The sequence below is a fragment of the Stenotrophomonas sp. AS012628 genome (assembly GCF_010608305.1).
In the GTDB taxonomy this organism is placed as follows: Bacteria; Pseudomonadota; Gammaproteobacteria; order Xanthomonadales; family Xanthomonadaceae; genus Stenotrophomonas; species Stenotrophomonas geniculata.
In genome coordinates this window covers 26,228-52,596 of record NZ_VMBJ01000020.1, presented here as the reverse complement: position 1 = coordinate 52,596, position 26,369 = coordinate 26,228, and the positions used below count along the sequence as shown (strand labels likewise).

General features: G+C 66.6%; 23 protein-coding genes. 9 read left to right on the top strand and 14 right to left on the bottom strand.

Annotation, left to right across the window (positions count from 1 at the left end):
- Positions 1–201: 201 nt before the first annotated feature.
- The 3 genes from G5A07_RS10975 (at position 202) to G5A07_RS10965 (ending at position 7,239) form a co-directional block, all read left to right on the top strand.
- On the top strand, positions 202–5,178 hold the full coding sequence (locus tag G5A07_RS10975) for an NAD-glutamate dehydrogenase domain-containing protein (RefSeq protein WP_049482460.1): 4,977 nt from the start codon (positions 202–204) through the stop codon (positions 5,176–5,178).
- A 295-nt stretch (positions 5,179–5,473) separates the two neighbouring features.
- Positions 5,474–6,247, top strand: coding sequence for an NAD kinase (locus tag G5A07_RS10970; protein WP_191863316.1), 774 nt, complete (start codon positions 5,474–5,476; stop codon positions 6,245–6,247).
- A 47-nt stretch (positions 6,248–6,294) separates the two neighbouring features.
- Positions 6,295–7,239 carry a 5'-nucleotidase gene (locus G5A07_RS10965; RefSeq protein ID WP_010480444.1) on the top strand — a complete coding sequence of 315 codons (945 nt, stop codon included), beginning with the start codon at positions 6,295–6,297 and terminating at the stop codon, positions 7,237–7,239.
- Between the two features lie 134 nt (positions 7,240–7,373).
- On the opposite strand, the gene G5A07_RS10960 is transcribed toward G5A07_RS10965, so the two are convergent.
- The 12 genes from G5A07_RS10960 to asnS all read right to left on the bottom strand — a co-directional run bounded on the left by G5A07_RS10960 (position 7,374) and on the right by asnS (position 17,850).
- Positions 7,374–7,925: a DUF2939 domain-containing protein gene (locus G5A07_RS10960; RefSeq protein WP_191863315.1), complete on the bottom strand. Its 552-nt coding sequence runs from the start codon at positions 7,923–7,925 to the stop codon at positions 7,374–7,376.
- A gap of 42 nt (positions 7,926–7,967) precedes the next feature.
- Complete coding sequence (locus G5A07_RS10955) at positions 7,968–8,948, bottom strand: aldo/keto reductase (protein WP_019337346.1); 981 nt, start codon at positions 8,946–8,948, stop codon at positions 7,968–7,970.
- The gene (locus tag G5A07_RS10950) at positions 8,948–9,634 is read right to left on the bottom strand and encodes a DUF2461 domain-containing protein (protein ID WP_049436750.1); all 687 of its coding nucleotides are present in this window, start codon (positions 9,632–9,634) and stop codon (positions 8,948–8,950) included. The genes G5A07_RS10955 and G5A07_RS10950 overlap by 1 nt, the downstream gene beginning before the upstream one ends.
- Complete coding sequence (gene sbcB / locus G5A07_RS10945) at positions 9,631–11,070, bottom strand: exodeoxyribonuclease I (protein WP_191863314.1); 1,440 nt, start codon at positions 11,068–11,070, stop codon at positions 9,631–9,633. Before sbcB ends, G5A07_RS10950 begins: the two co-directional genes overlap by 4 nt.
- A complete protein-coding gene (locus G5A07_RS10940) occupies positions 11,070–12,437 on the bottom strand; it encodes an NAD(P)/FAD-dependent oxidoreductase (RefSeq protein WP_057503341.1) in 1,368 nt (455 codons plus the stop codon). Before G5A07_RS10940 ends, sbcB begins: the two co-directional genes overlap by 1 nt.
- A 32-nt stretch (positions 12,438–12,469) precedes the next feature.
- Positions 12,470–13,744: a kynureninase gene (kynU, locus tag G5A07_RS10935; RefSeq protein ID WP_010480455.1), complete on the bottom strand. Its 1,275-nt coding sequence runs from the start codon at positions 13,742–13,744 to the stop codon at positions 12,470–12,472.
- A gap of 138 nt (positions 13,745–13,882) precedes the next feature.
- On the bottom strand, positions 13,883–14,404 hold the full coding sequence (locus G5A07_RS10930; RefSeq protein WP_029379697.1) for a 3-hydroxyanthranilate 3,4-dioxygenase: 522 nt from the start codon (positions 14,402–14,404) through the stop codon (positions 13,883–13,885).
- Positions 14,405–14,423: 19 nt separating this feature from the next.
- Entirely contained in the window at positions 14,424–15,086 is a 663-nt protein-coding gene (gene can / locus G5A07_RS10925; protein ID WP_010480460.1) for a carbonate dehydratase, read from the bottom strand.
- Positions 15,087–15,158: 72 nt separating this feature from the next.
- On the bottom strand, positions 15,159–15,797 hold the full coding sequence (locus G5A07_RS10920) for an FMN-binding negative transcriptional regulator (RefSeq protein WP_043398467.1): 639 nt from the start codon (positions 15,795–15,797) through the stop codon (positions 15,159–15,161).
- Positions 15,798–15,804: 7 nt separating this feature from the next.
- Positions 15,805–16,119, bottom strand: coding sequence for a hypothetical protein (locus G5A07_RS10915; RefSeq protein WP_006453002.1), 315 nt, complete (start codon positions 16,117–16,119; stop codon positions 15,805–15,807).
- Between the two features lie 7 nt (positions 16,120–16,126).
- A complete protein-coding gene (locus tag G5A07_RS10910) occupies positions 16,127–16,426 on the bottom strand; it encodes a hypothetical protein (RefSeq protein WP_043398470.1) in 300 nt (99 codons plus the stop codon).
- A 29-nt stretch (positions 16,427–16,455) separates the two neighbouring features.
- Entirely contained in the window at positions 16,456–17,850 is a 1,395-nt protein-coding gene (asnS, locus tag G5A07_RS10905) for an asparagine--tRNA ligase (protein WP_049482475.1), read from the bottom strand.
- Positions 17,851–17,978: 128 nt separating this feature from the next.
- On the opposite strand from asnS, the gene G5A07_RS10900 reads away from it, so the two are divergent.
- The 4 genes from G5A07_RS10900 (at position 17,979) to rplI (ending at position 19,785) form a co-directional block, all read left to right on the top strand.
- Complete coding sequence (locus G5A07_RS10900; protein ID WP_006376495.1) at positions 17,979–18,317, top strand: iron-sulfur cluster assembly accessory protein; 339 nt, start codon at positions 17,979–17,981, stop codon at positions 18,315–18,317.
- Positions 18,318–18,550: 233 nt separating this feature from the next.
- Positions 18,551–18,988: a 30S ribosomal protein S6 gene (gene rpsF, locus G5A07_RS10895; RefSeq protein WP_191863313.1), complete on the top strand. Its 438-nt coding sequence runs from the start codon at positions 18,551–18,553 to the stop codon at positions 18,986–18,988.
- 11 nt (positions 18,989–18,999) lie between these two features.
- Positions 19,000–19,230, top strand: a complete 231-nt coding sequence (gene rpsR / locus G5A07_RS10890; protein WP_002804494.1) for a 30S ribosomal protein S18 — start codon at positions 19,000–19,002, stop codon at positions 19,228–19,230.
- A gap of 105 nt (positions 19,231–19,335) precedes the next feature.
- A complete protein-coding gene (gene rplI, locus G5A07_RS10885) occupies positions 19,336–19,785 on the top strand; it encodes a 50S ribosomal protein L9 (protein ID WP_043398478.1) in 450 nt (149 codons plus the stop codon).
- 110 nt (positions 19,786–19,895) lie between these two features.
- Here rplI and G5A07_RS10880 read toward each other — a convergent pair whose 3' ends face one another.
- On the bottom strand, positions 19,896–20,483 hold the full coding sequence (locus tag G5A07_RS10880) for a DUF1963 domain-containing protein (protein ID WP_191863312.1): 588 nt from the start codon (positions 20,481–20,483) through the stop codon (positions 19,896–19,898).
- A 310-nt stretch (positions 20,484–20,793) separates the two neighbouring features.
- Here G5A07_RS10880 and smc point away from each other — a divergent pair, with 310 nt between their 5' ends.
- Positions 20,794–24,297 carry a chromosome segregation protein SMC gene (gene smc, locus G5A07_RS10875; protein ID WP_191863311.1) on the top strand — a complete coding sequence of 1,168 codons (3,504 nt, stop codon included), beginning with the start codon at positions 20,794–20,796 and terminating at the stop codon, positions 24,295–24,297.
- A 46-nt stretch (positions 24,298–24,343) separates the two neighbouring features.
- A complete protein-coding gene (gene zipA, locus G5A07_RS10870; RefSeq protein WP_010480476.1) occupies positions 24,344–25,081 on the top strand; it encodes a cell division protein ZipA in 738 nt (245 codons plus the stop codon).
- A 118-nt stretch (positions 25,082–25,199) separates the two neighbouring features.
- Here zipA and G5A07_RS10865 read toward each other — a convergent pair whose 3' ends face one another.
- Positions 25,200–26,330 (bottom strand): pyridoxal phosphate-dependent aminotransferase, encoded by a 1,131-nt coding sequence (locus tag G5A07_RS10865; protein ID WP_164191390.1) that lies wholly within the window; start codon positions 26,328–26,330, stop codon positions 25,200–25,202.
- Positions 26,331–26,369 lie beyond the last annotated feature (39 nt).

The window sequence follows — 26,369 nt, the reverse complement described above, 5'->3', positions numbered from 1 at the left end:
GCCGCGTGTGTCTTCCGGTAACACGCTTTGCCGATCCTGTCGGCAGTGCTGAAGCGGGCGCCAGCACCATACCGGTGCGAACTGAATAGGCGTCTAAACCGCAGCAAACCCGAATCTGGTTATTCCGTCCTGCAGCAAGGCCTTTTCGTGCGGTAGGGCTACAATTTCATTTTCCCAACTGAGCAAGCGCATCGCTCTGCCATGAAACCGCAAAAAACCGCAGCCAAGACCGTGAAAAACAAGACCAAACCAGCAGAAGCGGAGGTCGCAGTGACCGCTGGTTTCTCCCTGGAGCCGGTGTACACGGCCTTGCGCAAGCGCTACCCCGCGGCCGCACAGGCCGAAGCAGTGGCATTTGCCACTGACTTCTACAAGCGCATGGAGTCGGACGAGTTCCCGCACCACAGCGCTGAAGAGTGGGCCGCTCTCGCGGCTGAGACGCTGGAATTCGCCCGTGCCCGCAAGGCCGGCAAGGCCAACGTCCGCGTGTTCAATCCGACCGCGAAGGCCAACGGTTGGGAGTCGCCGCACACCGTGCTGCAGATCGTCAACGACGACATGCCGTTCCTGGTCGACACCGTCACCATGTCGCTGGCCGAACAGGGCGTGGGTGTCCACGTGCTGGGCCACCCGGTGCTGCGTTTCACCCGCGACAAGGCCGGCAAGCTGGTCAAGGTCGGCGAAGGCGATGCCGAGTCGGTGATGCTGCTGGAAATCGACCGCCAGCCGGCCGACGCCATGGCCGCCATCGAGCAGGCCATCAACAAGGCGCTGGACGAAGTGCGTGCGATCGTGCGCGACTGGCAGCCGATGAAGGACAAGGCGCTGGCACTGGCCGACGACCTGGGCAGCCGCCAGCTGCCGGTCGACGACGCGTCGCGCAAGGAAGCACAGGAGTTCCTGCGCTGGGCCGCCGACAACCACTTCACCTTCTTCGGCTACCGCGAGTACCGCGTCGAGAAGCAGGGCAAGGAAGAGGTGCTGGCGCCGCTGAACGACACCGGCCTGGGCCTGATGCGCGGCAAGGACAAGTCCGCCGCCCGTCCGGTCAAGACGCTGGCCGCGCAGGGTCTGAACACCACGTCCGGGCTGAAGGACGCGCTGATCCTGACCAAGACCAATGCCCGTTCGCGGGTGCACCGCGCTGGCTACATGGACTACATCGGCGTGCTGGAATTCGACGCCAAGGGCAAGATCATCGGCGAGCAGCGCTTCCTTGGCCTGTTCACCTCCAGCGCGTACAACCGTCGCCCGTGGGAAATCCCGCTGGTGCGCCAGCGCCACGAGCACGTGATGAAGCAGTCCGGCCTGGCTCCGGCCAGCCACAGCGGCAAGGCCCTGCGCCACATCCTGGAAACCCTGCCGCGCGAAGAACTGTTCCAGTCCAGCGAGGACGAACTGTTCCGCACCGCGATGGGCGTGCTGGGCCTGCAGGAGCGCGTGCGCAGCCGCCTGTTCCTGCGCCGCGACAAGTACAGCCGTTTCATCTCCGCGCTGGTCTACCTGCCGCGCGAGCGCTTCAACACCGACGTGCGCCTGCGCATCGAAGCGATGCTGAAGGACGCGCTGCACGGCGAGTACGTGGACAGCTCGGTGGTGCTGGGCGAATCGCCGCTGGCCCAGGTGCACCTGATCGTGCGCCCGAAGCCTGGCGAAATGCTCGACGTCGATACCGCCGAACTGGAGCAGAAGCTGGCCCAGGTGCTGCGCAACTGGCAGGACGACCTGCGCGAAGCGCTGGTGTCCCGCCATGGCGAGACCGAAGGCCTGCGCATCGCCGCCCGCATCGGCAAGGCGTTGCCGGCCGGCTACATCGAAGACAACAGCACCGCGGTTGCCGCCAACGATGTCAGCCAGCTCGACGCCCTGACCGGCCCGGACGACCTGCGCCTGAGCCTGCAGGCCGTGCCGCGTGAAAGCGGCGACGGCCTGCGCCTGAAGCTGTATCGCCAGCTGGACGACATTCCGCTGTCGGATGCGCTGCCGATGATGGAAAACATGGGCCTGCGCGTGATCGCCGAGCGTCCGTACCGCCTGTCGGTCGACAACGCGCCGGTGTACGTGCAGGACTTCGAGGTCGAATCGACCGCCGGCGCGATCGATGCCGCCAGCGTCGATGAAGCCTTCGGCGAGACCTTCGCCCGCGTCTGGCACGGCGATGCCGAGAACGATGGCTTCAACCGCCTGGTGCTGGCTGCCGGCCTGCATTGGCGCCAGGTCGCCATGCTGCGTGGCTACTGCAAGTACCTGCTGCAGACCGGCGTGCCGTTCTCGCAGGCCTACGTGGAAGGCACCTTCGCGCGCTACCCGCTGCTGGCCCGCCTGCTGGTCGAGCTGTTCGAAGCGCGCTTCGATCCGGCCACCGGCCACGAGAGCAAGGACGACATCGCTGCCGGCCAGGCCCAGCTGAAGGCCCACTTCGATGTGCTGGCTGCTGGCGACGACGCCACCCTGAAGGTGCTCAAGACCGTGGTCGACGCCCGCAAGGGTGACCGCGACGCACAGATGCAGGCTGCGCGCGATGCGCTGCTGAAGCTGATGGACCGCGTGTCCAGCCTGGACGAGGACCGCATCCTGCGCTCGTTCATGGGTGTGATCGACGCGACCCTGCGTACCAGCTACTACCAGACCGATGCCAACGGCCAGCACGGCCATGTCATCAGCTTCAAGTTCGATTCGGCGCTGGTGCCGGACCTGCCGAAGCCGCGCCCGTACCGCGAAATCTTCGTCTACGGCCCGCGCGTGGAAGGTACCCACCTGCGCTTCGGCGCCGTGGCCCGTGGTGGCCTGCGCTGGTCGGATCGTCGCGAAGACTTCCGTACCGAAGTGCTGGGCCTGGTCAAGGCGCAGATGGTCAAGAACACCGTCATCGTGCCGGTCGGCGCGAAGGGTGGCTTCTTCGCCAAGATGCCGCCGGTGAATGGCGATCGCGATGCGATCTTCGCCAACGGCGTGGCCTGCTACAAGCTGTTCATCCAGGGCCTGCTGGACATCACCGACAACATCGTCAACAACAAGATCGTGCCGCCGGTGGATGTCGTGCGCCACGACATGGACGATCCGTACCTGGTGGTGGCCGCCGACAAGGGCACCGCGACCTTCTCCGACATCGCCAACGGCCTGGCCATCGCGCACGGCTTCTGGATGGGCGATGCGTTCGCCTCCGGTGGTTCGGTCGGTTACGACCACAAGGGCATGGGCATCACCGCACGTGGTGCGTGGGAGTCGGTCAAGCGCCACTTCCGTGCGCTGGGCCGTGACAGCCAGAGCCAGGACTTCACCGCGGTCGGCGTCGGCGACATGTCCGGCGACGTGTTCGGCAACGGCATGCTGCTGTCGCGCCACATCCGCCTGGTCGCCGCGTTCGACCACCGCCACATCTTCCTGGACCCGAACCCGGATGCGGCCACCACGTTCGTCGAACGTGAGCGCCTGTTCACCGTGCCGCGTTCGAGCTGGGCGGACTACGACGCCAAGCTGATCAGCAAGGGCGGCGGCGTCTATCCGCGCAGCCTGAAGTCGATCGAGATCACCCCGCAGGTGCGCGAAGCGCTGGGCCTGGACGACAACGTCAAGGCGCTGTCGCCGAACGATCTGATGAGCGCGATCCTGAAGGCGCCGGTCGACCTGCTGTGGAACGGCGGCATCGGTACCTACGTGAAGGCTGCCAGCGAGCAGCACAGCGATGTCGGCGACCGCGCCAACAACGCGCTGCGCGTGAATGGTGGCGAGCTGCGCTGCAAGGTAGTGGGCGAGGGCGGCAACCTGGGCATGACCCAGCTGGGCCGCATCGAAGCCGCGCAGGCCGGCGTGCTGCTCAACACCGACTTCATCGACAACTCGGCCGGTGTCGACACCTCCGACCATGAAGTCAACATCAAGATCCTGCTCAACGATGTGGTGCGGGCCAAGAAGCTGACCGTCGAGCAGCGCAACAAGCTGCTGGCCTCGATGACCGATGAAGTCGCAGAGCTGGTGCTCAACGACAACTACCGCCAGAACCAGGCGCTGAGCCTGATGGAACGGATGGCGGTCAAGCGCCTGGGTTCCAAGCAGCACTTCATCCGTACCCTGGAACAGCAGGGGCTGCTCGACCGCCAGATCGAGTTCCTGCCGTCCGACGCCGAGCTGTCCCAGCGCAAGGCACGTGGCCAGGGCCTGACCCGTCCGGAACTGTCGGTGCTGCTGTCCTACTCCAAGCTGGTGGCGTTCGCCCAGCTGCTGGATTCGGACATCCCGGAAGATCCGTACCTGTCCAAGGAACTGCAGCGCTACTTCCCGACCCCGCTGCAGAAGAAGTACGCCGACGCGATGGAGCGTCACCGCCTGAAGCGCGAAATCATCGCCACGGCCGTGACCAACCAGACCATCAACCGCATGGGCGCTACCTTCCTGATGCGCATGCAGGAAGACACCGGCCGTTCCATCGCCGAGGTCGCCAAGGCCTACACCATCAGCCGCGAAACGCTGGATGCACGCGCGCTGTGGGCGCAGATCGATGCCCTCGACGGCAAAGTGCCGGAGTCGGTGCAGATCGATGCGCTGGAAGTGATCTGGAAGCTGCAGCGCTCGTTCGTGCGCTGGCTGCTGTCGCGCCCGGGTGCGATGCCGGGCATCACCGAAGCGGTCAACCGCTACCAGGGTCCGTTCAACGACATCCGCGTTGCTTCGGGTGTGCTGCCGGATTCGCAGCGTCCGACCTACGAAGCCCTGGTGGCCGAGTGGAAGGAAAAGGGCCTGCCGTCCGCGCTGGCGCAGCAGCTGGCCGAACTGCACTTCCTGGAGCCGGCGTTCGACATCATCGAACTGGCCCGCACCCGCAAGCTGAAGCCGGTGGACGTGTCCAAGGTCCACTTCCGCCTGGGCGATGCCCTGCAGCTGCCGTGGCTGTTCGAGCAGGTCGACGCGCTGGAGGTCAACGGTCGTTGGCACGCCGTGGCACGTGGCGTGCTGCGTGACGAACTGGCGGCCAACCACCGCAACCTGGCCGGCCAGGTGCTGGGCACCAAGGGCAGCAGCGCGGAGGCCAAGGTCGCAGCCTGGATGGGCCGTGACGACAACAGCCTGCGCTTCACCCTGGCGATGCTGGCCGAACTGGCCGAGCAGAAGACCCTGGACTACCCGACCGTTTCGGTCGCAGTCCAGCGCCTGGGCCAGCTGGCCGCGCATGGTGCGTAAGTGATGTAACGCCGGGCGCTGCCCGGCATGCGTGAAACACAGCGGCCCCGCGAAAGCGGGGCCGTTCTGTTTTTGCCTGTCTATTCTGCGATCACTGACCCGACGCCGGCCGTCGACCTGTCAGGTGGATGACCGGCCCGTCCGCCGGGACCGTGAGCGCCATGGATGGCGCGACCGAGCCCCCAGGGATGGCTCTACGGCGTGTCCCGGCGGACGGGCCGGTCATCCGCCCAGCGGAGTCCAACCCCCGGCGCTCGGTTATGCTCTCCCTCATGCCTTCCCCCCGGATCCACCGATGAGCGACACCCCCCGCATCGCTTTCCTGGCCAGCACCACCGAACCTGCGCAGATGGCTCGCGCGGCGATGATTTCGCGTTATGGCGATCACACGCCGGAGCAGGCCGACGTACTGTGCCCGCTGGGTGGCGACGGCTTCATGCTGCAGACCCTGCACCGGCACGGACACCTGGGCAAGCCGGTGTTCGGCATGAAGCTGGGCACGGTCGGTTTCCTGATGAACCAGTACCGTGGCGACGATGACGTGCAGGCCCGCATTGCGCGCGCCGAACCGGCCAACCTGCGCCCGCTGGAAATGGTCGCGCTGACCGAATCGGGCACCAGTACCGGTTCGCTGGCCTACAACGATGTCTCGCTGCTGCGGCAGACCCGGCAAGCCGCGCATATCGGCATCGACCTGAACGGCCAGGAGCGCGTGGCCGAACTGATCGGTGACGGCGTACTGGTCGCCACCCCGGCTGGCAGTACCGCCTACAACTATTCCGCGCACGGCCCGGTGCTGCCGCTGGGCTCGCATACCATCGCCCTGACGCCGCTGGCCCCGTATCGGCCGCGACGCTGGCGCGGGGCGATCCTCAAAGCCGACACCGAAGTGCGTTTCCGCGTACTGGACCCGTACAAGCGCCCGATCAGCGTGACCGCTGATTCGCACGAGACCCGCGACGTGGTCGAAGTGACCATCCGCGAGTCGAAAGACCGCCGCGTGACCCTGCTGTTCGACCCGGAGCACAACCTGGAAGACCGGATCCTGAGCGAACAGTTCGTTTTTTGAAGACAATAGGCGGCCGGCCATGCCGACCGCTTGAAGGACCCCCACCGATGGGCGACAACTCCCCCCGTTTGCTGACCGTCGCGGTGACCTCGCGCGCGCTGTTCGACCTCGAGGAAAGCCACGCGTTGTTCGAGAGCGATGGCGTGGCGGCCTATGCCGAGTTCCAGCGTCAGCACGAAGACGACATCCTCGGCCCGGGTGTGGCGTTCCCGGTGGTGCGCAAGCTGCTGGCGTTGAACCAGGGCGCCAGTCCAGAGAACCCGCGGGTCGAGGTGATCCTGCTGTCGCGGAACTCGGCCGATACCGGCCTGCGCATTTTCAACTCGATCCAGCACTACGGCCTTGGCATCATCCGCGCGACGTTCACCGCCGGCGAGCCGACCTGGCCCTACGTGAAGCCGTTCGGAACCGACCTGTTCCTGTCGGCCAACCCGGAATCAGTGCGCAGCGCGCTGCGCCATGGCATCGCCGCGGCCACCATCCTGCCCAAGCCGCCCGGCGAAACCGCCGCGGCGGCAGCCGATCAGATCGACATCACCCGCCCGGCCGGGCAGCTGCGCATCGCCTTCGACGGTGATGCGGTGATCTTCGGTGATGAGAGCGAGCGAATTTCGCGCGAGCAGGGCGTGGAAGCCTTTGGCCGCCACGAGCGCGAACGGGCCCGTGAACCGCTCAGTGGCGGCCCTTTCCGCGGCTTCCTGTCGGCGCTGCACACGCTGCAGGAAGTGTTCCCGGCCGGCGAGAGTGCGCCGATCCGTACCGCACTGGTGACCGCGCGTTCGGCACCGGCGCATGAGCGGGTGATCCGCACCCTGCGCGAGTGGGGCGTGCGCCTGGATGAGGCGCTGTTCCTCGGCGGCCGCCACAAGGGCCCGTTCCTGCAGGCGTTCGGCGCCGACATCTTCTTCGACGATTCGCAGCACAACATCGACAGCGCCCGCGAGCATGTGGCCGCCGGCCACGTACCGCACGGCGTCGCCAACGAAGGCTGAAGCCATGCCGGGTAGGTGCCGACCTCGGTTGGCACTGCCATGCATCGGCGCCCACCAAGGTGGGCATCTACCAGAGCCGCATGCCCCGGTAGTTGCCAACCTAGGTCGGCATCGCCCTCAGGCCCCGGATACGATCAAGGGCTGCCCGACATCCCCAGCTGCAGGTCCACCACCTTCCAGCGCAGGCCCTGCGGCTCCAGCACGACCTTTATCGGCGCCTGGCCGGGGCCGCGATCGACATCGATCACGAAGCGGTCCAGCGCTTCGAAATGATGCTCGGCATTCTTCAGCGGTCGCGCCGGCTCGGTCGGGCCGAAGGCATCGCCGCCCTGCAGTTCATTGCGGCCGCGCTTCCATAGCACGTGGCCCTGCAGCATCGCGCCGATACCGGTCGGGGTCACCATGGTGTCCACCGCGGCACCGCCTAGCTGGTCGCCCAACCCATACAGCAGGGCACCGAAGGGACTGGCCGCCACATCCGGGCCGGCCTGGCGCACCAGGTAGTCGTTGAGCTGCGCCCGCAGGCTGCTGCGCACGCGCGGGAAATCCACATAGCGCTCCAGGCGTGCGGTGTCGCGCTGTTCAATGGCCTGGGACAGCCCGCGCACGGTCATGTAGGGGCCACCGAACCACCAGGCGGCCAAGGCCAGGACCAGCAGCACAACGAGTACAGTGAGTTTCTTCATGCCGCACAGACTGCCGCAACCGCAGCGGCATGGGGTGAAGACTCAATGACTGGGTGATCCGCGCCCATCACCGAAGGCGTTCACCAGCTGCTGGCGTTCGGCTGCGGTCAGTGCCTCAAGCCGCGTCGCCAGCACTTCGTCCAGGCTGACGGTGCGGGTGGTGCCCAGGATGCCGCTGGCCACGCCGGGATGGCCCAGGGCGTAGGCAAACGCGGTCTGGGCGGGGCGCTGGCTGCGGATGGTAGCGATGGCGTGGCGCATCCGGCGTGCACTGTGCATCAGTGCGCGGCTGCTTGGCTTGAGCCAGGCTCTGGCCAGGTACCAGGCGTCGGCCGGGCGCGGCAGGCGGGCGCGTGACGGCAGCAGATGGCCCTGCGCCAGCACGGTGCCGGCGAGCACGCCGATGCCCGCCGCGTGCAACTGGTCTATCAGCGGTTCACGGTCCTGCTGCAGGGCGTTGTAGTCCAGAAGCACCACATCGAACAGCATGGGATGGTCGATCATCCAGCACAGGGTCGACGCCGTGTGCGTATTGATGCCGGTGTGCCGGATCAGCCCGCGTTCGCGCAGTCGCTGCAGTGCGGCCAGCAGGTCATCGTTGATGTCGTGCTGGCTGGCACCGTGCAGCTGGTAGATATCGAGGTAATCCAGGCCGAGGTTGCGCAGCGAGGCTTCGCAGCTGGCGGTGATGGCGGCGGGCGAGAAATTGCGCTGCTCGGCGCCGCTGATGCCGGCCTGGCCGGTCAGCGTGCCGCCCTTGCTGGAGATCACCAGCGACTCGCGCGGGTATCGCTTCAGCAACGGGCGCAGGATGCGGCCCAGCCGCGGCTCGGCGTGGAAACCGGAGTAGTTGTGACCGGTGTCCAACAGGTTGACGCCCTGTGCCAGTGCATGCTCGACCACGTGCGCGGCCGACTGTTCCGGGAACCGGCGATGCCCCCAGAAGCCGGAACAGCCCAGGCCCACCGGCGAAACCGCCAGCCCGGTGCGGCCCAGCGTGCGGCGTTGGTGCGCCAACGGCATCAGAATTCCAGGTCCAGCGCCGCGCACAGATAGTCGACGAACGGGCCCAGCCCGGCCAGATCCCTGCCGAGCGTGGACAGCAGGCGAGGGCCGGTCATGGTGGCGTCGTCCAGCGAGCGCCACATCACCCAGTTGCGATGCTTGAGGTCGTCGATGAACTCGAAATCGGCCGGGAAGCCGCGCGGTGGACGCACCAGTTTTTCGCTCTCCTCGAAGTCGAAGCGCTTGCGCAGCGCGGGAGCATGCGCGGCCGCCTTCCAGCTGCCCGGGTTGTCGAGGATGAAGTGGCGCACGCGGCGCTGGGTCTCCGGTTCTGGATGCCACAGGCCGGCGCCAACGAAGCTCTCGCCCGGTTGCAGGTGCACGTAGAACGAAGGCGCGGCCACTTCGCGGCGGCGCTCATGGAACAGGCGCGCACCCTGCCAGGTTTTGTACGGGGATTTGTCGTTGGAGAAGCGCGCGTCGCGGTGGATGCGGAACAGCGAGCCACCGACGCCACGGGTATCGGCGCGGAAGTGGTCGCTGATCTCCGCCAGCGCTGGCTGCAGGTCACCCAGCAGGCGCAGGAACGGCTGCCGGACGTGGTCTTCATACTGCTGGCGGTGATCGTTGAACCACGCCTTTTCGTTATGCCGCGCCAGGCTGCGCAGGAACTTGAAGCTGGCGTCCGAGAAATAGGTACTCACAAGGTCTCCTGCAGCTGCTGGCCCCAGTCGCGCAGCGATTGCAGCAGGGCCTGGCGCCGGGTGTCATCGGGCGCTTCGGCGGCCAGTGCATCGAGCTGCTGCTGGTACTGGGGCAGGTTGAGTTCGCCCAGGCCGCCGTCTCCGAGCAGGCGCTGGCGGCGGTAATCCTGCCAGCGCTGGCGTTCAGGCGGCGCGAGGCTGTCGGGATGATTGCGCGCGCGGTAGCGGAACAGCAGTTCGGGCAGGCGCGGGTCGCGGAAGCGGCCTTCCAGCGCGGCCAGCTGTTCCGGCGCTGTGGTGCGGGCCAGCGCCAGCAGCGGCTTGTCGCCATTGCCGAGGAAGCCGTCGTACAGCGAGGCATCGACGTCGGCCACGGTGGCCGCACGGGGCTGGTTGTAGACCTGGCGCGCCTTCTCGGCCAGCTGCGGGGCGAACGCGCGCAGGCGCTCGACCTTGGCCTCGATCGTGGCCACGTCCAGGCCGAGTCGCGCGTGGTCATCGGCGCGCAGGTGGTTCCAGGCGATCAGTGCTGGCACCTTGTTCAGATGCACTTCCTTCAGTGGCACCCGCGCCGCGCCTTCGGGCAGTTCGCTGGCGCGCATGTACAGGCGCTGTGCGATCACCTCGGCCGGCAGTGCCAGCAGGTCGTCGATGTCGCCATCCAGGTCGAACACGATCACGCGGTTGCTGATGGTGGGATGCACGGCCAAGGGCAGCACCGGCGCCGCGCACAGGCGACTGGCGGGGTAGCGCATGGAAATGTGCAGCACGGGTTTCATCGCGGTCACGTCCAGCAGGCTGCCGACGAAGCGCTTGTCGCGCAGCTTCAGCGCGTACTCCCACAGCCGCGGCTGCGACTGCTTGAACAGGCGTGCCATGCCGATGGTGGCGCGCACGTCGGACAGCGCTTCGTGCGCGTCGCCTTCGCGCACGTTGTTGGCCTCGGCCAGGTGCTCGAGCTTGAACGAGGTGGCGCCGTCCTCGCGCAGCGGCCACTGGATGCCGTCCGGACGCATCGCGCGCATGAGTCGCAGCATGTCCAGCAGGTCCCAGCGCGAATTGCCGTTGCGCCACTCGCGTTCGTAGGGGTCATGGAAGTTACGGAACAGGCCGTAGCGGACGAATTCATCGTCGAAGCGCAGGGTGTTGTATCCCAGTGCGCAGGTGCCGGGGCGCGACAGCTGCTCGTTGATGCGGTCGAAGGCTTCGGCCTCGCTGATGCCCTCGGCCAGGGCCTGCTGCGGGGTGATGCCGGTGACCAGGGTGGCCATCGGCGAGGGCAGCAGGTCGTCGGCCGGGCGCACGAAGAAACTGACCGGGGTATCGATCTCGTTGAGGTCGGCGTCGGTACGGATGGCGGCGTACTGGGAGATGCGCGTGCGTCGCGGGTCCTGGCCGAAGGTTTCCAGATCGTAGAACAGGAAGCTGTCAGCCATCAGTGCGCGCCCTCCAGGATCGGCAGCTGCGCGTGGATCTGCGCTTCCAGTGCCGTCCAGTCGATGTTGTCCAGTGAGTGGTGACCTGCAGTGGCCGCCGCCAGCATCTCGCGCTGCAGTTCGGTGCGGCGCAGCGCCTCGGCGTAGGGCGTGTGCAGGAAAGTGACCATCGTGTAATGCGGTACGAAGCGGGTCGGCCAGCGCCGCTGCAGTTCCTGCTCCAGGTCGCGCTGCAGAAGGAACGCAGGATCGGCCACGCGGTCGCGCATCTCCAGGTAGTTCTCCAGCGCCATCTGCTGGATGGCACGTGCATTCGGCTTGCGCTCGGCTTCGAAGGCTTCGAACGCGCCTTCCAGGTCGTCCGCTTCCATCAGATGGCGGGCCAGAGCCACGCAATCCTCGAATGCGCAGTTCATGCCCTGGCCGTGGAACGGCACCATCGCGTGCGCAGCATCGCCGATCAGTACGGCGCGGCCCTGCTGGTGCCAGCGATCGAGCGTCAGCGTGCCAAGCAGACCGGGTGGGTGCTGTTCCCAGTCCGCGCGCAGGTTCGGGATCAACGGCAAGGTGTCGGCGAACTCCCGCGCGAACAGCGCCTCGGCCTGTACGCCGGTGTTGACCGTGGCGAAGCTGGGCTCGCCCTGGTTGGGCAGGAACAGGGTGACGGTGAAGGTGCCTTCGTGGTTGGGCAGGGCGATGCACATGTAGTGGCCGCGCGGCCAGATGTGCAGTGCGTTGCGCTCGATGCGGAAGCTGCCATCTGCGGCCGGCGGGATCTCCAGCTCCTTGTAGGAGTGGTCGAGGAAGGCGATGTCCTCGCCCAGCGGCGCACGCCGGTTCATCGCCGCGCGCAGCGCCGAGCCGGCGCCGTCGGCACCGATCAGGGTGTCGAAGCGGATGTCGTGCGGGCTGTCGTCGCGATCATCGATGAAGCGCGCGTAGCCGGCATCGAAATCGACGGTGTGCAGGCGGCGATGGAAGTGCACGGTGGCGCCGGCCTGTTCGGCCAGTTCCAGCAGCGTGGTGTTCAGGTCGCTGCGGTGGATCGACCAGATCACTTCGCTGTCATCACGGCCATAGCGCTGCAGCTGCGGTTCGCCTTCGCGCGGGTGCACCATGCGGCCGCGCATCATCACCGCGCGCGCCATCACCTCGTCTTCCACGCCGGCCTGGCGCAGCGCATTGCGCCCACGCTCGGCCAGCGCCAGGTTGATCGAGCGGCCGCTCTCGTAGTCGGCCACGCGCGGATCGCCGCGGCGCTCGTACAGGGTGATGCGCCAGCCCTGGCGTGACAGCAGGATGGCCAGCAGGGACCCGGCAAGGCCGGCACCGATAATGCTCAACGAGCGGGAAGCGTGTGCGATCAACGAACTGTCCAGCAGTAGGGGAAGGGTCCGGCTTAGAGGCCGGCCCAGGCTTCCACTTCCTCGACGAAGTGGTGCACGTCCAGGTAGCGGTTGTAGAGCGGGGTGGGCGAAATACGGATCACGTCGGGTTCGCGCCAATCGCCGAGCACGCCGATGCCGCGCAGGTGTTCGAACAGTGCGCGGCCACGTTCGCGGCCCCCGATCACGCGCAGCGACAACTGGCAGCCGCGACGCTGCGGGTCGGCCGGGGTGATGATGTCCAGCACCTGCGGCAGGCGCGCGCGTACGAGTGCTTCGAGCATGCCGGTGAGTGCCAGCGATTTGCTGCGCAGCGCCTCCATGCCGGCACGCTCGAACAACTCCAGCGAGGCACGCAGCGGTGCCAGGCCGAGGATCGGCGGGTTGCTCAGCTGCCAGCCTTCGGCGCCGATGGCCGGGGTGAACTGTGGTGCCATCTGGAAGCGGGTGGACTCTTCATGGCCCCACCAGCCGGCGAAACGCGGAAGGCTGGTGTCACGATGGTGGCGCTCGTGCACGAAGGCGCCGGCAACCGCGCCAGGGCCGCTGTTGAGGTACTTGTAGTGGCACCACACGGCGAAGTCGGGTGCGATGTCATGCAGGCGCAGCGGCAGGTTGCCGACCGAGTGCGCCAGGTCGAAGCCGATGCGTGCGCCCTGCAGGCGGGCGGCACGGGTGATCGCATCCAGGTCGAAAGCCTGGCCGGTGCGGTACTGCACGCCGGGCCACAGCACCAGCGCCAGGCGCGGGCCGTGTTCGGCAATGGCGTGCTCGATCGCGGCCAGCGAGATCGTGCCGTTGGCCTCGTCCGGCTGCACTTCCACCAGGCACTCGGTCGGGTCGAAACCATGGAAGCGGATCTGTGCTTCCACCGCATGACGGTCGGTCGGGAATGCACCGGCCTCCATCAGGATCACCGGGCGCTCGGCCGTTGGCCGGTAGAAACTGACCATCATCAGGTGCAGGTTCACGCTCAGCGTGTTCATCGCCACCACTTCGCTGGGCAATGCTCCGACCACGCGGGCCAGCTGCGCGCTCACCAGACGGTGGTAGGACAGCCACTGCGTCGGGCCGGTGAAGTGGCCTTCCACGGCCAGCTCGCCCCACTGCTTCATCACTTCCTGCACGGCCGCCTGTGCGCCACGCGGCTGCAGCCCCAGCGAGTTGCCGACGAAGTAGGTCTGCTCGCCGCCACCATGGCGCGGAATCAGGAATTCATTGCGCAGCGGGCGCAGCGGATCGGCGGCGTCCAGGGCGATGGCGTGGGTGCGGCTGAGCAGGTCGGACATGGTCGGGCAACAGGCTGCAACGGGACCGCCAGTGTAGCGCTTGGCGGCGTGCCTGCCGCCGAACCTGTAGAGCCGAGCCCATGCTCGGCTGCCGGGCCACGAAGCCGAGCATGGGCTCGGCTCTACAGGGGCAGGTGCTCAGCCCGCCGCAGGCACCGGCAGCGGATCCACGTGCCCGCACTGGCTGCAGGTACGCAGTTCCAGGCTGGCGTGGTAACGCGCGAACACCTTGGGCAGATCGGTTTCGATGTTCTGCAGCGGGAAGTACTCTTCGTGCAGCTTGTGGTTGCAGTGTTCGCAATGCCAGATCACACCGTCCATCTCATGCGGCAGGCGCTTGCGCTCGACCACCAGGCCGATGCCACCGGGCGGACGCCGCGGCGAGTGCGGCACCTTCGCCGGCAGCAGGAAGATCTCGCCGGCGCGGATCGGAATGTCGCGCACCGCGCCGTCTTCCTGCACCTTCAGCACCATCTCGCCTTCGAGCTGGTAGAACCACTCCGGGCCTTCGTCGTAGTGGAAGTCGGTACGCGAGTTCGGCCCGCCCACCACCATCACGATGAAGTCGCCGTTGTCGATCATCTTGTTGCCCACCGGTGGCTTCAGCAGGTGGCGGTTTTCTTCGATCCAGGCGTGCAGGTTGATCGGCGAAGCGAGCATGGTGGTCATCCGTAAGGGATCAGTCGCGCTTGCCCTTGCGCGGAATGTAGGACAGGGCCTTTTCATACGCCGGCTGCAGCTCTTCCTGCGAACCGACGTCGATGCCCATCTCGCGCACGCGTCCGTCCTTCAGACTGTAGACCCAGCCATGCACCATCAGCTTCTGGCCGCGGGCCCAGGCGTCCTGCACGATGGTCGAGCGGCACAGGTTGGCAACCTGCTCGATCACGTTCAGTTCGCACAGGCGAGCGTGCTTGAGCTCATCGGTCTCGATCGCATCGAGGATGCCGGTGTGCTTCTGCATCACGTCGCCCACATGGCGCAGCCAGTTGTCGGCCAGGCCGACGCGGGTGTTGTGCAGGCAGGCATGCACACCGCCGCAGCCGTAGTGGCCGACGATCAGGATGTGCTTCACCTTCAGCTGGTCCACCGCGTACTGCACCACGCTCAGGCAGTTCAGGTCGGTGTGGGCGACCACGTTGGCGACGTTGCGGTGCACGAACACTTCACCCGGGGCCATGCCGATGATCTGGTTGGCCGGCACGCGCGAATCGGAGCAGCCGATCCACAGGTATTCCGGGTGCTGCTGCTTGGCCAGCTGGTGGAAGAACTCGGGGTCTTCCTTCTCGATGCGGTCGGCCCAGTCGCGGTTGTTCTGCAGCAGCTTGTGGATGTCTTTCATGTACGGGTCCCTGGCGTCGGGTGGGGGCGCGCCGCAGCCATCCGGCTGCGTCGTCGCGGGAATCTGGGGCGTTCAGTCGCTGCGGGCGGCCTGTTCGCGGTGCCAGCGCATCCACTGCGCCAACTCGGTGGAAGAGGGGGTGCCGAGCTGTTCCAGTTCGGCGATCACGGCGCGCTGGTTGGCGTCGGGATGGTTCTGGCTCAGCTTGAGCTTGAGCTGCACCTGCTCGACCTGGAAACGGAAGCCGACGATGGCGCGCAGCTCCGGGCCGTGTTCGGCACGCGTGGCATCGAACTGCCAGGCCTGGCCGACACTGGCTTCGAAACGGTCGCTGATCGTACCGACCAGTTCGGCCAGCGCATCAGTGTCGTCGAAGGTCTGCAGCTGGCCACGCAGTTCGGCGGCGGCGTAGTTCCAGGTCGGCACCCGCGCCGCAGGTTCCTTGTCCGGGTACCAGCTGGCCGAGACATAGCCGTGCGGGCCGTCGACCAGCACCTTGGCCGCGCCGCTGTGGCGCGACTGCGGGTTGGCGCGGGCCCAGTGGCCGCGCAGTTCGATCTGTTCGCCGTCACGCCGGTACAGTACCGGCATCCGGGTCAGCTCCGGCAGGCCATCGCTGCCGGGGGTGAGCACGGTGACGAATGGATCGCGCGCCAGCAGGCGGTCCAGCCAGAGCAGGTCGGTCTCGGCGAAGGCGCGCGGGGTGAACATGCTGGGTTCAGGCGCGCCCGCCCAGCGACTGGATCATGCGGCCACGCAGGCCCTCGTCGCTGTCGGCCTGTGGCGGCTGCACTTCGTGCAGGCTGAAGCCGCGCACCAGCGCGTCTTCTTCGTCCAGGCCGTCGTACTCGACGAACTCGGCGTCGAACAGCTGCGAACGGGCGGTGTCTTCGCTGTCATAGCTCAGCGTGTTGCCATCGCTGTCGAGCACTTCGGCGGTGCCGGCCGGGCGCACGCGCAGGCGCGCCCAGATCAGGGTGTTGCCGAGGCTGGCCAGCCACCAGCTGTCGCGCGAGGCGGTGATGTCATTCATGGGTGTGTTACCAGAGCGAGGCCAGCCAGAGCAGGGCGGCCATGCCCAGTCCGGCCAGCAGGGTCAGCAGCGATACCCAGGCCGGCGTCGCCAGCCCGGACAGCGAGCGGTCCGGCTGCTTGCGATAGTCGCGGCGCAGCAGCCAGGCCAGGGCATCGGGTTTGAGGAAGGCGCCGCTGCCGAAGCGCTCGGCGAGCGCCGGATGGCGGTCGCGCACATGCACCAGGGTCAGCGGCCAGAAGATCACGAAGGCACTGAACCCGGCCACTGCAACGCCGACGAAACAGAGGGCGAAGAACAGGGTCATGGGGCAGTACCTCCGTGGTCGTGTGGGGCTTAGAAGTCCGCGCTGCCGGGGGCGCGCGGGTAGGGGATCGCATCGCGGATGTTGGACAGCCCGCAGACGTAGACCACCAGGCGCTCGAAGCCCAGGCCGAAGCCGGCGTGCGGCACCGAACCATAGCGGCGGAAATCGCGGTACCAGCTGTAGTGCTCGCGATCCAGGCCGAACTGGGCCATGCGCGCATCCAGCACGTCCAGGCGCTCTTCGCGCTGGCTGCCGCCGATGATCTCGCCGATGCCCGGGGCCAGCACGTCCATCGCGGCGACGGTCTTGCCGTCGTCGTTCAGGCGCATGTAGAAGGCCTTGATGTGCTCCGGATAGTTGGTCACCACCACCGGGCGGCCGACGTGTTCCTCGGTCAGCCAGCGCTCGTGCTCGGTCTGCAGGTCCAGGCCCCATTCGACCGGGAAGTCGAACTTCCTGCCGGACTTCTGCAGCAGGGTGACCGCATCGGTGTAGTCGATGCGCTCGAACGGTGCGTTGATGAAGTCTTCCAGCTTGGTGATTGCGTTCTTGTCCACGCGCTCGGCGATGAAGGCCAGGTCGTCGCTGCGCTCGTTCAGCACCGCGCGGAACAGGTACTTCAGGAACTCTTCGGCCAGGCGTGCGTCTTCAGCCAGGTCGGCGAAGGCGATTTCCGGCTCGATCATCCAGAATTCCGCCAGGTGGCGGGTGGTGTGGCTGTTCTCGGCGCGGAAGGTCGGGCCGAAGGTGTAGACCTTGCTCAGCGCCAGGCAGTAGGCCTCGACGTTCAGCTGGCCGGACACGGTCAGGAAGGTTTCCTTGCCGAAGAAGTCGCGGCTGAAATCGATCGCGCCCTTCTCGTCACGCGGCAGATTCACCATGTCCAGGGTGGACACGCGGAACATCTGGCCGGCGCCTTCGGCGTCGGAGGTGGTGATGATCGGGGTGCTGATCCAGTTGAAGCCGTTCTCGTGGAAGAAGCGGTGCACGGCCTGGGCCAGGCAGTTGCGGATGCGGGTGACCGCGCCGAACAGGTTGGTGCGCGGGCGCAGGTGTGCCACTTCGCGCAGGAACTCCGGCGACATCGGCTTGGGCTGGATCGGGTAGGTGAGCGGGTCTTCGACCCAGCCGACCACTTCCAGTGCGCTGGCCTGGATCTCGAACGACTGGCCCTTGCCCTGCGACTTCACCAGGGTGCCGGTGGCGATGACCGAGCAGCCGCTGGTCAGGCGCTTGATCTCGTCGAAGTTGGCCAGGCCGTCGCCGGCCACGACCTGGATCGGGGCGAAGCAGGAGCCGTCGCTCACATTCACGAAAGCCAGATTCGCTGAACCGCGCACCGTGCGCACCCATCCGCGTACCGTGACTTCGCCGCCTTCCGGGATCTTCCCGGCAAGCGCATGTTCAACGCTGACCACCGTCATGACTTGAATCCTCTGCTGATCGACTCGATCTGTGAACACGGGAGTTTACCGGTTGCAGCGTTCTGCTTGCGAGGCATTTTTCGCTGCAATGGCTCCTTATAATGTCCCCGTACCTCTGGAGTAGCCCCATGGCCGTCAGCCTGACCCCCATTGCCTTCGAGCGCGTGCAGCGCTTCGTCGCCCAGACCCCCGGCGCGCTGGGCCTGCGTTTCGGCGTGACCAAGACCGGTTGCTCCGGCTGGGGTCACATCACCGACCTGGCCCGCGACGAGCGCGAGGGCGATACCGTGTTCGACCAGGACGGCGTGAAGATCTACGTCGACGCCAAGAGCCTGGCGCTGGTGGACGGCACCGTGATCGACTTCGGCAAGCACGGCCTGAGCGAGACGTTCACGTTCAGCAACCCCAATGCCACCGCCGAGTGTGGCTGCGGCGAGAGCTTCACCACCGACGCCGACAAGGCCTGACGGCCGGCCGCCGGGCATGGCCCGGCGCTACCCGCCTGGTGGGTGCCGACCTTGATCGGCACCGGGGCAGGGCACCCCGGTTCAGCATGTCGGGTACCCCCGGTTGCCCATCCTCCCCATCTGCGCCATAATGCGCGGCTTCCTGCCTACCCGGCGGGAACCCTTGCCCCACCGCGGTCTCAACGGCGGGGGGCTGTCCGGCCGCAAGGCCACATCCGAAAGGTAGAAAAAACATGAGTCGTCATTACGAAGTCGTGTTCATGGTCCACCCGGACCAGAGCGAGCAGGTCCCGGCCATGATCGAGCGCTACAAGTCGCTGGTCGAGAACGGCAACGGCACCATCCACCGTCTGGAAGACTGGGGCCGCCGCCAGCTGGCGTACCCGATCCAGAACCTGGTGAAGGCCCACTACGTGCTGATGAACATCGAAGCCGACCAGGCCGTTCTGAACGAACTGACCGAGAGCTTCCGCTTCAACGACGCCGTGCTGCGCAACCTGGTCATCAAGCGTGACGAGGCTGACACCGAGCAGTCGCTGATCATGAAGAGCAAGGACGAGAAGGGTGACAAGCCGGAGCGCGGTGAGCGCCGTCGTCGTGACGACGAAGAAGGCGAGTCCACCACCACCGCTGACAACGAAGCCGGCGACGACGCCGCTTCTGCCGCCTAAGGAGCCTTCCCATGTCCAAGTTCTTCCGTCGCCGCAAGTTCTGCAAGTTCACGGCTGAAGGTGTGAAGGAGATCGACTACAAGGATCTCAACACCCTGCGCCAGTACCTGACCGAGAACGGCAAGATCGTGCCGAGCCGCGTCACCGGTACCAAGTCGAAGTACCAGCGCCAGCTGGCGACCGCCGTCAAGCGCGCTCGCTTCCTGGCCCTGATCCCGTACACCGACAACCACGACGTCTGATGCCCGGCGGGGCGGCCCGGTGCCACCCCCGCTGTGCCAGCTATTCGGACAGCCTTTGTTGCGGGGCATCGCCTCGCTAACGAATAACTCATCTGGAGCAATACCATGCAGCTGATCCTCCTGCAGAAAGTCACCAACCTCGGCAACCTGGGCGACCTGGTCGACGTGAAGCCGGGCTACGGCCGTAACTTCCTCGTGCCGCAGGGCAAGGCCGTGCCGGCCACCGAGAGCAACAAGGCCGAGTTCGAAGCCAAGCGCGCCGAGTACGAAGCCAAGGCCCAGGCCATCCACGCCGAAGCTGACGCCCGCAAGGCCAAGCTGGACGGCGCGAGCGTGACCATCCCGGCCAACGCTTCGACCGAAGGCAAGCTGTACGGCTCGGTCGGCGCCCGCGAAATCGCCGATGCCTTCACCGCTGCCGGCCTGCCGGTCAGCAAGAGCGAAGTCATCCTGGGCGAAGGCGCCTTCCGCAACATCGGCGAGTACGACGTGCTGATCCACCTGCACGCCGACGTCGAGACCACCGTCAAGGTTGTCGTCGTCGCCGAAGCCTGATCCCACGCCGCAAGGCCTGGCATCACCGCAGAACGGGCGCCCGCAAGGGTGCCCGTTTTGTTTTGGGCGATCGTCGGATATGTGGAGTCGAGCCATGCTCGACTGACTGCTCAGGTCGTCTGGATGACGAATCGACCGCAATCCATCGAAGATGAGGAAATGTTGCGATCAAGCAACAGATAGCCCATTCCGCCGACCAGGATTCCTCGATGCGTCGGTGCTGCCCTATCAAGATCGAATTCATCGAACTGAAGGATGAACACCTGGCCCTCGGATTCGTCATCCTGCAGCCAGCAAGGCCGTCCTCCAATTTGCGAAGTTCCGTGAAGTGCTTCGCGCTCATCCACCGCCGTCCCGGCGCAGATGCGGCGTGGTCCAATTGGCACGCAGGGGGAGACTGTCGGTTCATGCCCGGGCCAGTGAGCAATTACGCGGCCACCATGGCTCATGGCTTCTTCGAATCTATTCTCGCCCGAGGTGACGTAAGGGGTGAAGACCGAAATGCTCAGCCCAGGCGCGATGTACAGTCCGGCGACGTGGCTTCGAATGAATGCGGCTGGAAAACTGGCCAGGTGAAGCAGTGCGTGTCCATGGCTGCTGGTTGGCCAAGGGGTATGGGCATCCAGCCAAGCGGTCCCGCCGAGCACGGGAGCGGTCATCGCGCCGTCGGTGGGGGTAAATAAAAGCGATCGATGCATCCCTCATCCTGCACGGCTTCTGATGGGCAGGGCTGTGAATCGGTCCAACAATCAATAAATATCAATGACTTGCGATTTGATCGGTGGCTTGGAAATCCGTCGCCCCAGGCGCAAAGCGACATCTGGACCCATTTCAAGCGCGCTCCGAGCCGGTCATCCCGCCCGTGGAACATTCGCGCCGTTATACTCATTCCATTGTGTCACCCTTGGCTTCATTGAATTCTTTTGAAATCAATGGCTTGAGGTGCTGGCTGACCTGACATCCACAATACGGACGCCCTCTGGGCGCCTGTTGGAACCCAATCACGCCATGCGTCTTTCCACGATCAAGCTGTCCGGCTTCAAGTCGTTCGTCGATCCGACCACCCTGCACCTGCCGACCAACATGACCGGCGTGGTGGGGCCCAATGGTTGCGGCAAGTCGAACATCATCGACGCCGTGCGCTGGGTCATGGGCGAGAGCTCGGCCAGCCGCCTGCGTGGCGACTCGCTGACCGACGTGATCTTCTCCGGGTCCAACGCGCGCAAGCCGGTCTCGCAGGCCACGGTCGAGCTGATCTTCGACAACTCCGACCACACGATCTCGGGCGAGTACGCCTCGTTCAACGAAATCTCGGTCAAGCGCACGGTCAGCCGCGACGGCACCAGCAATTACTACCTCAACGGCACCAAGTGCCGCCGCCGCGACATCACCGATCTGTTCCTCGGCACCGGCCTGGGCCCGCGCAGCTACTCGATCATCGAGCAGGGCATGATCAGCCAGATCATCGAGGCACGCCCGGAAGACCTGCGCGTCTACCTGGAAGAGGCGGCCGGCATCTCCAAATACAAGGAGCGCCGCAAGGAAACCGAGACCCGCATCCGCCACACCCGCGAGAACCTGGACCGGCTGGGCGACCTGCGCGACGAGATCAGCAAGCAGCTGGAGCACCTCAAGCGCCAGGCCAAGCAGGCCGAGCAGTACCAGGCCCTGCAGGAAGAGCGCCGGGTCAAGGATGCCGAGTGGAAGGCGCTGGAATTCCGCGGCCTCGACGGGCGCCTGTCGAAGCTGCGCGAAGGCCTGTCGCAGGAAGAGACGAGGCTGCAGCAGCTGATCGCCGACCAGCGTGATGCCGAGGCCCGCATCGAGACCTCGCGCGCGCGGCGCGAAGAGGCCGCCGATGCGCTCAACACCGCGCAGGCGGCGGTCTACCAGGTCGGCAGCACGCTGGCGCGCCTGGAACAGCAGATCCAGCACCAGCGCGAGCTGTCGCAGCGCCTGCACAAGGCGCGCGATGAAACCCAGCAGGCGCTGGCTGAACTGGGCCAGCACATCAGCGGCGACGAGGCCAAACTGAGGGTGCTGCGCGAGGCGGTGGAGGCCGCCACTCCGCAGCTGGAAGCACTGCAGGAAGAAAACGAGATCAAGCAGGAAAGCCTGCGTGAGGCTGAAGAGCGGCTGGCCAGCTGGCAGCAGCGCTGGGAACAGCACACCTCGCAGAGTTCGGAAGCCTCGCGCGCCGGCGATGTCGAGCGCACGCGCGTGGACTACCTGGACAAGCAGATCCTCGACGCCGACCGGCGTCGCGAGGCCCTGGCCGCCGAACGCGCCGGCCTGGACGTGGATGCGCTGGAAGAAGCCTTCGAGCAGCTGCACCTGCAGCACGACACGCAGAAGACCGCGCTGGATGAATTGAGCGAAGACGTCGAGCTGCGCAAGCAGGGCGTGGCGGCCGTGCAGGAGCAGCAGCGGAATGGCCAGAACGAACTGGCCGAACTGCGCAAGCAGGTCAACGGCCTGCGTGGCCGCCTGGCCTCGCTGGAAACCCTGCAGCAGGCCGCGCTGGGCCAGGAGCAGGGCGCTGCCGTGGCCTGGCTGAAGGCGCGTGGGCTGGACTCGGCGGCACGTGTCGGCGAACGCCTGGATGTCGATGCCGGTTGGGAAAACGCGGTGGAAAGCGCGCTGGGCCAGTTGATCGAAGGCGTGCTGGTCGATGACCCGGCCAGCCTGGTCGACGCGCTGGGCGAACTGGGCGAGGGCCACATTGCACTGGTCGCCAACGATGGCGCGGACCTGAAGGTCGCGCCGACCTCGCTGGCTGCACGCGTGCGTGGCCCGGCAGCGATCCGGCGCCTGCTGGCGCACCTGCACGGTGCCAGGGATCTGGCCGAAGCCAAGGCGCTGCAGGCCAGCCTTCCGGAAGGCGATTCGATCATCACCCAAAGTGGCGAGCGCCTGGGTCAGGGCTGGCTGCGCGTATCGCGTTCCGGTGCGGCCCAGCAGGGCGCGCTGCTGCGCGAACGTGAGATCAACGAACTGCGTGAGCAGATCGAGCAGCTGCAGGACCGCGAGGCCGAGCTGGAGGAACAGCTGGCAGGCTTCCGTGAGCAGTTGCAGGCCGCCGAACAGCAGCGCGAAGACGCGCAGCGTGCGCTGTACCAGGCCCATCGCGCGGTCTCTGAACTGGCCGGCCAGCTGCAGGGCCAGCAGGGCAAGGTGGAGGCCGCGCGCACGCGCATCGACCGCATCGAAGGTGAGCTGAAGCAGCTGCAGGACACGCTGGAAGCCAACAACGAGCAGGCGCGTGAGGCGCGCTCGCGGTTGGAGAACGCGGTCAGCAGCATGGGCGACCTGGAATCGACCCGGCAGCGGCTGGAGGGCGAGCGCCGCCAGCTGACCGAGGCCCGCGACCTGGCCCGCGACGCTGCACGTGCGGTGCGCGAGCGGTCGCACTCGCTGGCCCTGACCCTGGAATCGCAGCGGGCACAGCTGGCCTCACTGAGCCAGGCGTTGGAGCGCATGGGTACCCAGCGCGGGCAGTTGGATTCGCGCCTGGGCGAACTGCATTCGCAGCTGGATGAAGGTGATTCGCCGGTCGAAGCGCTGCAGGCCGAACATCAGAATGCACTGGAAGAGCGCGTGCGCGCCGATCGCGTGCTGACCGAGGCGCGCACGTTGCTGGACGGCATCGATGCCGAACTGCGCAACTACGAACAGACCCGCCACCAGCGCGACGAACAGGCGCTGGCCCAGCGCGAACGCATTTCGCAGCGCAAGCTGGACCAGCAGGCGCTGGTGCTCAGCGCGGAGACCCTGCAGGGGGCGGTGGAGAAGGCCGGTTTCGTACTGCAGGACGTGCTCAATGCGCTGCCCGAGGATGCCCGCCTGGGCGACTGGGAGCAGGCCGTGCACCAGATCGATGGCCGCATGCGCCGGCTGGAGCCGGTCAATCTGGCCGCCATCCACGAGTACGGTGAGGCGTCGCAGCGCTCGGACTACCTGGATTCGCAGCACACCGACCTGACCACGGCGCTGGAAACCCTGGAAGATGCGATCCGCAAGATCGACCGCGAGACCCGTGGCCGCTTCAAGGACACCTTCGACCGCGTCAACGCCGGCGTGCAGGCGCTGTACCCGCGCCTGTTCGGCGGTGGCCACGCCTACCTGGAGCTGACCGGTGAAGACCTGCTCGACACCGGTGTGACCATCATGGCGCGTCCGCCGGGCAAGCGCGTGTCCAGCATCTCGCTGCTGTCCGGCGGCGAAAAGGCGATGACTGCGGTGGCGCTGGTGTTCGCCATCTTCCAGCTGAATCCAGCACCGTTCTGCCTGCTGGACGAGGTGGATGCGCCGCTGGACGAAGCCAACGTCGGCCGCCTGGCCAACATGGTCAAGGAAATGAGCGAAAAGGTGCAGTTCCTGTTCGTCAGCCACAACAAGGCGACGATGGAGGCCGCGCACCAGCTGTCGGGCGTGACCATGCGCGAGCCGGGCGTCAGCCGCCTGGTCAGCGTGGACCTGGAAGAAGCCGCGCGATTGGCGGGCGCGGCCTGACGTGCCATCCTAGTTACCTGAATGAACTAGCCGGAGAACCTATCGAATGTCCGACACGGCACTGTTGCGCATCGGCATCCTGGCCGCCGGCCTGCTGTTGATCGCCGCGATCTTCCTGTTTGGCCGTCCGAAGAAGAAGCCCCAGGGCCGCCGCGTGGAAAGCGCGGAACCGAACAGCGGCGAGCGCCGCGAGCCGGTGCTGGGCGAAGACGGCGTCACCGTGGCCGATGGCCGCGTCGAACCGGGCATGGGCACGGAAGGTGAGCAGGCCGAACTCGGCCTGGGCGAAACCGATCCGGGCGCCAGCGACCTCGGCAAGCGCGCCACCCAGGACTTCGACAAGATCGTCTCGCTGTTCGTGGCCGCTCGGGCCGGCGAACAGCTGCGTGGCGAAGACATCGTGGTGGCGGCCGAAAAGACCGGCCTGGTGTTCGGCCACATGAACGTGTTCCACCGCCTGGTGGAAGGCCACCCCGAGCGCGGCCCGATCTTCTCGATGGCCAGCATCATGAAGCCGGGCAGCTTCGACATGGCCAACATCCGTGCCATGGAGACCCCGGCCATCGCCTTCTTCCTGACCCTGCCGGCGCCGCTGACCGCGCTGGATGCCTGGGAGAAAATGCTGCCGACCGTGCAGCGCATGGCCGAGCTGCTGGATGGCGTTGTGCTGGATGACAGCCGCAACGCCCTGGGGCGCCAGCGCATCGCGCACATCCGTGACGAGCTGCGCGCCTATGACCGTCAGCACCAGGCTCCGCCGTTGACCAAGACCCCGCGCTGGTAAGCGCCATGGCGTGCCGACCAACGGTCGGCACCCACCCCGACCAACGGTCGGCACCCACAACAGTAGATCCGCGCCATGCGTGGATGGGGCGAACCAGGGTTCGCCCCCACCAACAGGGTCAGGCCGGTACGCCGGCCACCTTCGCGAACGCATTGCGGAACGCGGCCATCTCCTCTTCGGTGCCGACGGTCACGCGCACGCGCTGTGGCCAGATCGGCCAGCTTCGCCCGATCACCACGCCGTTGTCGGCCATTGCCTTGGCGAACGCGCTGCCATCGCGCTGGACGTCGACCACGAAGCAGTTCGCTTCCGACCGCACGCAGCTGAAACCACGCTTGCCCAGCCACGCGATGGTGGCCTGCCGCACCTTGGCATTCTGCAGGCGGCGCTGAGGAATCAACTGCGGATCGCGCAGGCTGGCCAGTGCAGCGGCCAGAGCCGGCACCGGCAGCGGATTGTCGCCCAGGCTGGCCAGTTCGCGCAGGCGGTCGGGATGCGCGGCCGCCACGCCCAGTCGCAGGCCGGCCATGCCATAAAGCTTGGAGAACGTGCGCAACACGATCAGATCGTCGCGCTGCGCCACCTGCGCGATCAGGCTCGGCTGCTCGCTGTACTGCAGGTAGGCCTCGTCCAGCAGCACGCGGGTGGAGGCGGGCTTGTGGGCCAGCAGCCAGGCAAGCTCATCCGGTGGGCTGATCGAGCCGGTCGGGTTGTTCGGGTTGCACACATACAGCAGTCCGGTCGGGCGTGCATGCGCGGCGGCAACCATTGCACGCAGGTCATGTGCGCCGTCGTCGCGCAGCGGCACTTTCTGCACGTGCGCACCGTGTGCGGCGGCGACCTCGCCCAGCGTCTCGAAGGTCGGGTCGGCGACTACCAGTCCCGCCAGCGGGCCGGTCCATAGCACGGCGGCACGGTTCAGCGGTTCGCTGGAACCCGGATACAACCGCGCGTGATCAGCCGGGATGCGTGCCTGTTCGATGAAGGCGTCGCGCACCTGTCCGGCCAGTGCGAAACGGTAGCGGCCGCAACCGGCGATGCTGTCGCGTGCCGCCTGCTGGGCTGCGGGCGAGGGGCCGTAGGGGCATTCGTTGAAATTCAGCAGCACCGCACCTTCGGCGGGGGCGAGGGCGGCGGCGGCGGCTGTCGCGGGTTGGGCATGGCCGAGCTGCGGCAGCCCGCTGCCGGCGACGGCGAGGCCAGCACCGGCCAGTTGCAGGAAGCGTCGACGGGAAGCGGGCAGGGGCACGGGCAGGATTCCGAAGGGCAGACCGTCGCACGCTAGCGC

Excerpts from the sequence above, each read along its gene's own strand:
- G5A07_RS10975 (WP_049482460.1), top strand. The coding sequence starts at position 202 with ATGAAACCGCAAAAAACCGCAGCCAAGACCGTGAAAAACAAGACCAAA.
- G5A07_RS10970 (WP_191863316.1), top strand. The coding sequence starts at position 5,474 with ATGAGCGACACCCCCCGCATCGCTTTCCTGGCCAGCACCACCGAACCT.
- G5A07_RS10965 (WP_010480444.1), top strand. The coding sequence starts at position 6,295 with ATGGGCGACAACTCCCCCCGTTTGCTGACCGTCGCGGTGACCTCGCGC.
- G5A07_RS10960 (WP_191863315.1), bottom strand. The coding sequence starts at position 7,925 with ATGAAGAAACTCACTGTACTCGTTGTGCTGCTGGTCCTGGCCTTGGCC.
- G5A07_RS10955 (WP_019337346.1), bottom strand. The coding sequence starts at position 8,948 with ATGCCGTTGGCGCACCAACGCCGCACGCTGGGCCGCACCGGGCTGGCG.
- sbcB (WP_191863314.1), bottom strand. The coding sequence starts at position 11,070 with ATGGCTGACAGCTTCCTGTTCTACGATCTGGAAACCTTCGGCCAGGAC.
- kynU (WP_010480455.1), bottom strand. The coding sequence starts at position 13,744 with ATGTCCGACCTGCTCAGCCGCACCCACGCCATCGCCCTGGACGCCGCC.
- G5A07_RS10930 (WP_029379697.1), bottom strand. The coding sequence starts at position 14,404 with ATGCTCGCTTCGCCGATCAACCTGCACGCCTGGATCGAAGAAAACCGC.
- can (WP_010480460.1), bottom strand. The coding sequence starts at position 15,086 with ATGAAAGACATCCACAAGCTGCTGCAGAACAACCGCGACTGGGCCGAC.
- G5A07_RS10920 (WP_043398467.1), bottom strand. The coding sequence starts at position 15,797 with ATGTTCACCCCGCGCGCCTTCGCCGAGACCGACCTGCTCTGGCTGGAC.
- G5A07_RS10915 (WP_006453002.1), bottom strand. The coding sequence starts at position 16,119 with ATGAATGACATCACCGCCTCGCGCGACAGCTGGTGGCTGGCCAGCCTC.
- G5A07_RS10910 (WP_043398470.1), bottom strand. The coding sequence starts at position 16,426 with ATGACCCTGTTCTTCGCCCTCTGTTTCGTCGGCGTTGCAGTGGCCGGG.
- asnS (WP_049482475.1), bottom strand. The coding sequence starts at position 17,850 with ATGACGGTGGTCAGCGTTGAACATGCGCTTGCCGGGAAGATCCCGGAA.
- G5A07_RS10900 (WP_006376495.1), top strand. The coding sequence starts at position 17,979 with ATGGCCGTCAGCCTGACCCCCATTGCCTTCGAGCGCGTGCAGCGCTTC.
- rpsF (WP_191863313.1), top strand. The coding sequence starts at position 18,551 with ATGAGTCGTCATTACGAAGTCGTGTTCATGGTCCACCCGGACCAGAGC.
- rpsR (WP_002804494.1), top strand. The coding sequence starts at position 19,000 with ATGTCCAAGTTCTTCCGTCGCCGCAAGTTCTGCAAGTTCACGGCTGAA.
- rplI (WP_043398478.1), top strand. The coding sequence starts at position 19,336 with ATGCAGCTGATCCTCCTGCAGAAAGTCACCAACCTCGGCAACCTGGGC.
- G5A07_RS10880 (WP_191863312.1), bottom strand. The coding sequence starts at position 20,483 with ATGCATCGATCGCTTTTATTTACCCCCACCGACGGCGCGATGACCGCT.
- smc (WP_191863311.1), top strand. The coding sequence starts at position 20,794 with ATGCGTCTTTCCACGATCAAGCTGTCCGGCTTCAAGTCGTTCGTCGAT.
- zipA (WP_010480476.1), top strand. The coding sequence starts at position 24,344 with ATGTCCGACACGGCACTGTTGCGCATCGGCATCCTGGCCGCCGGCCTG.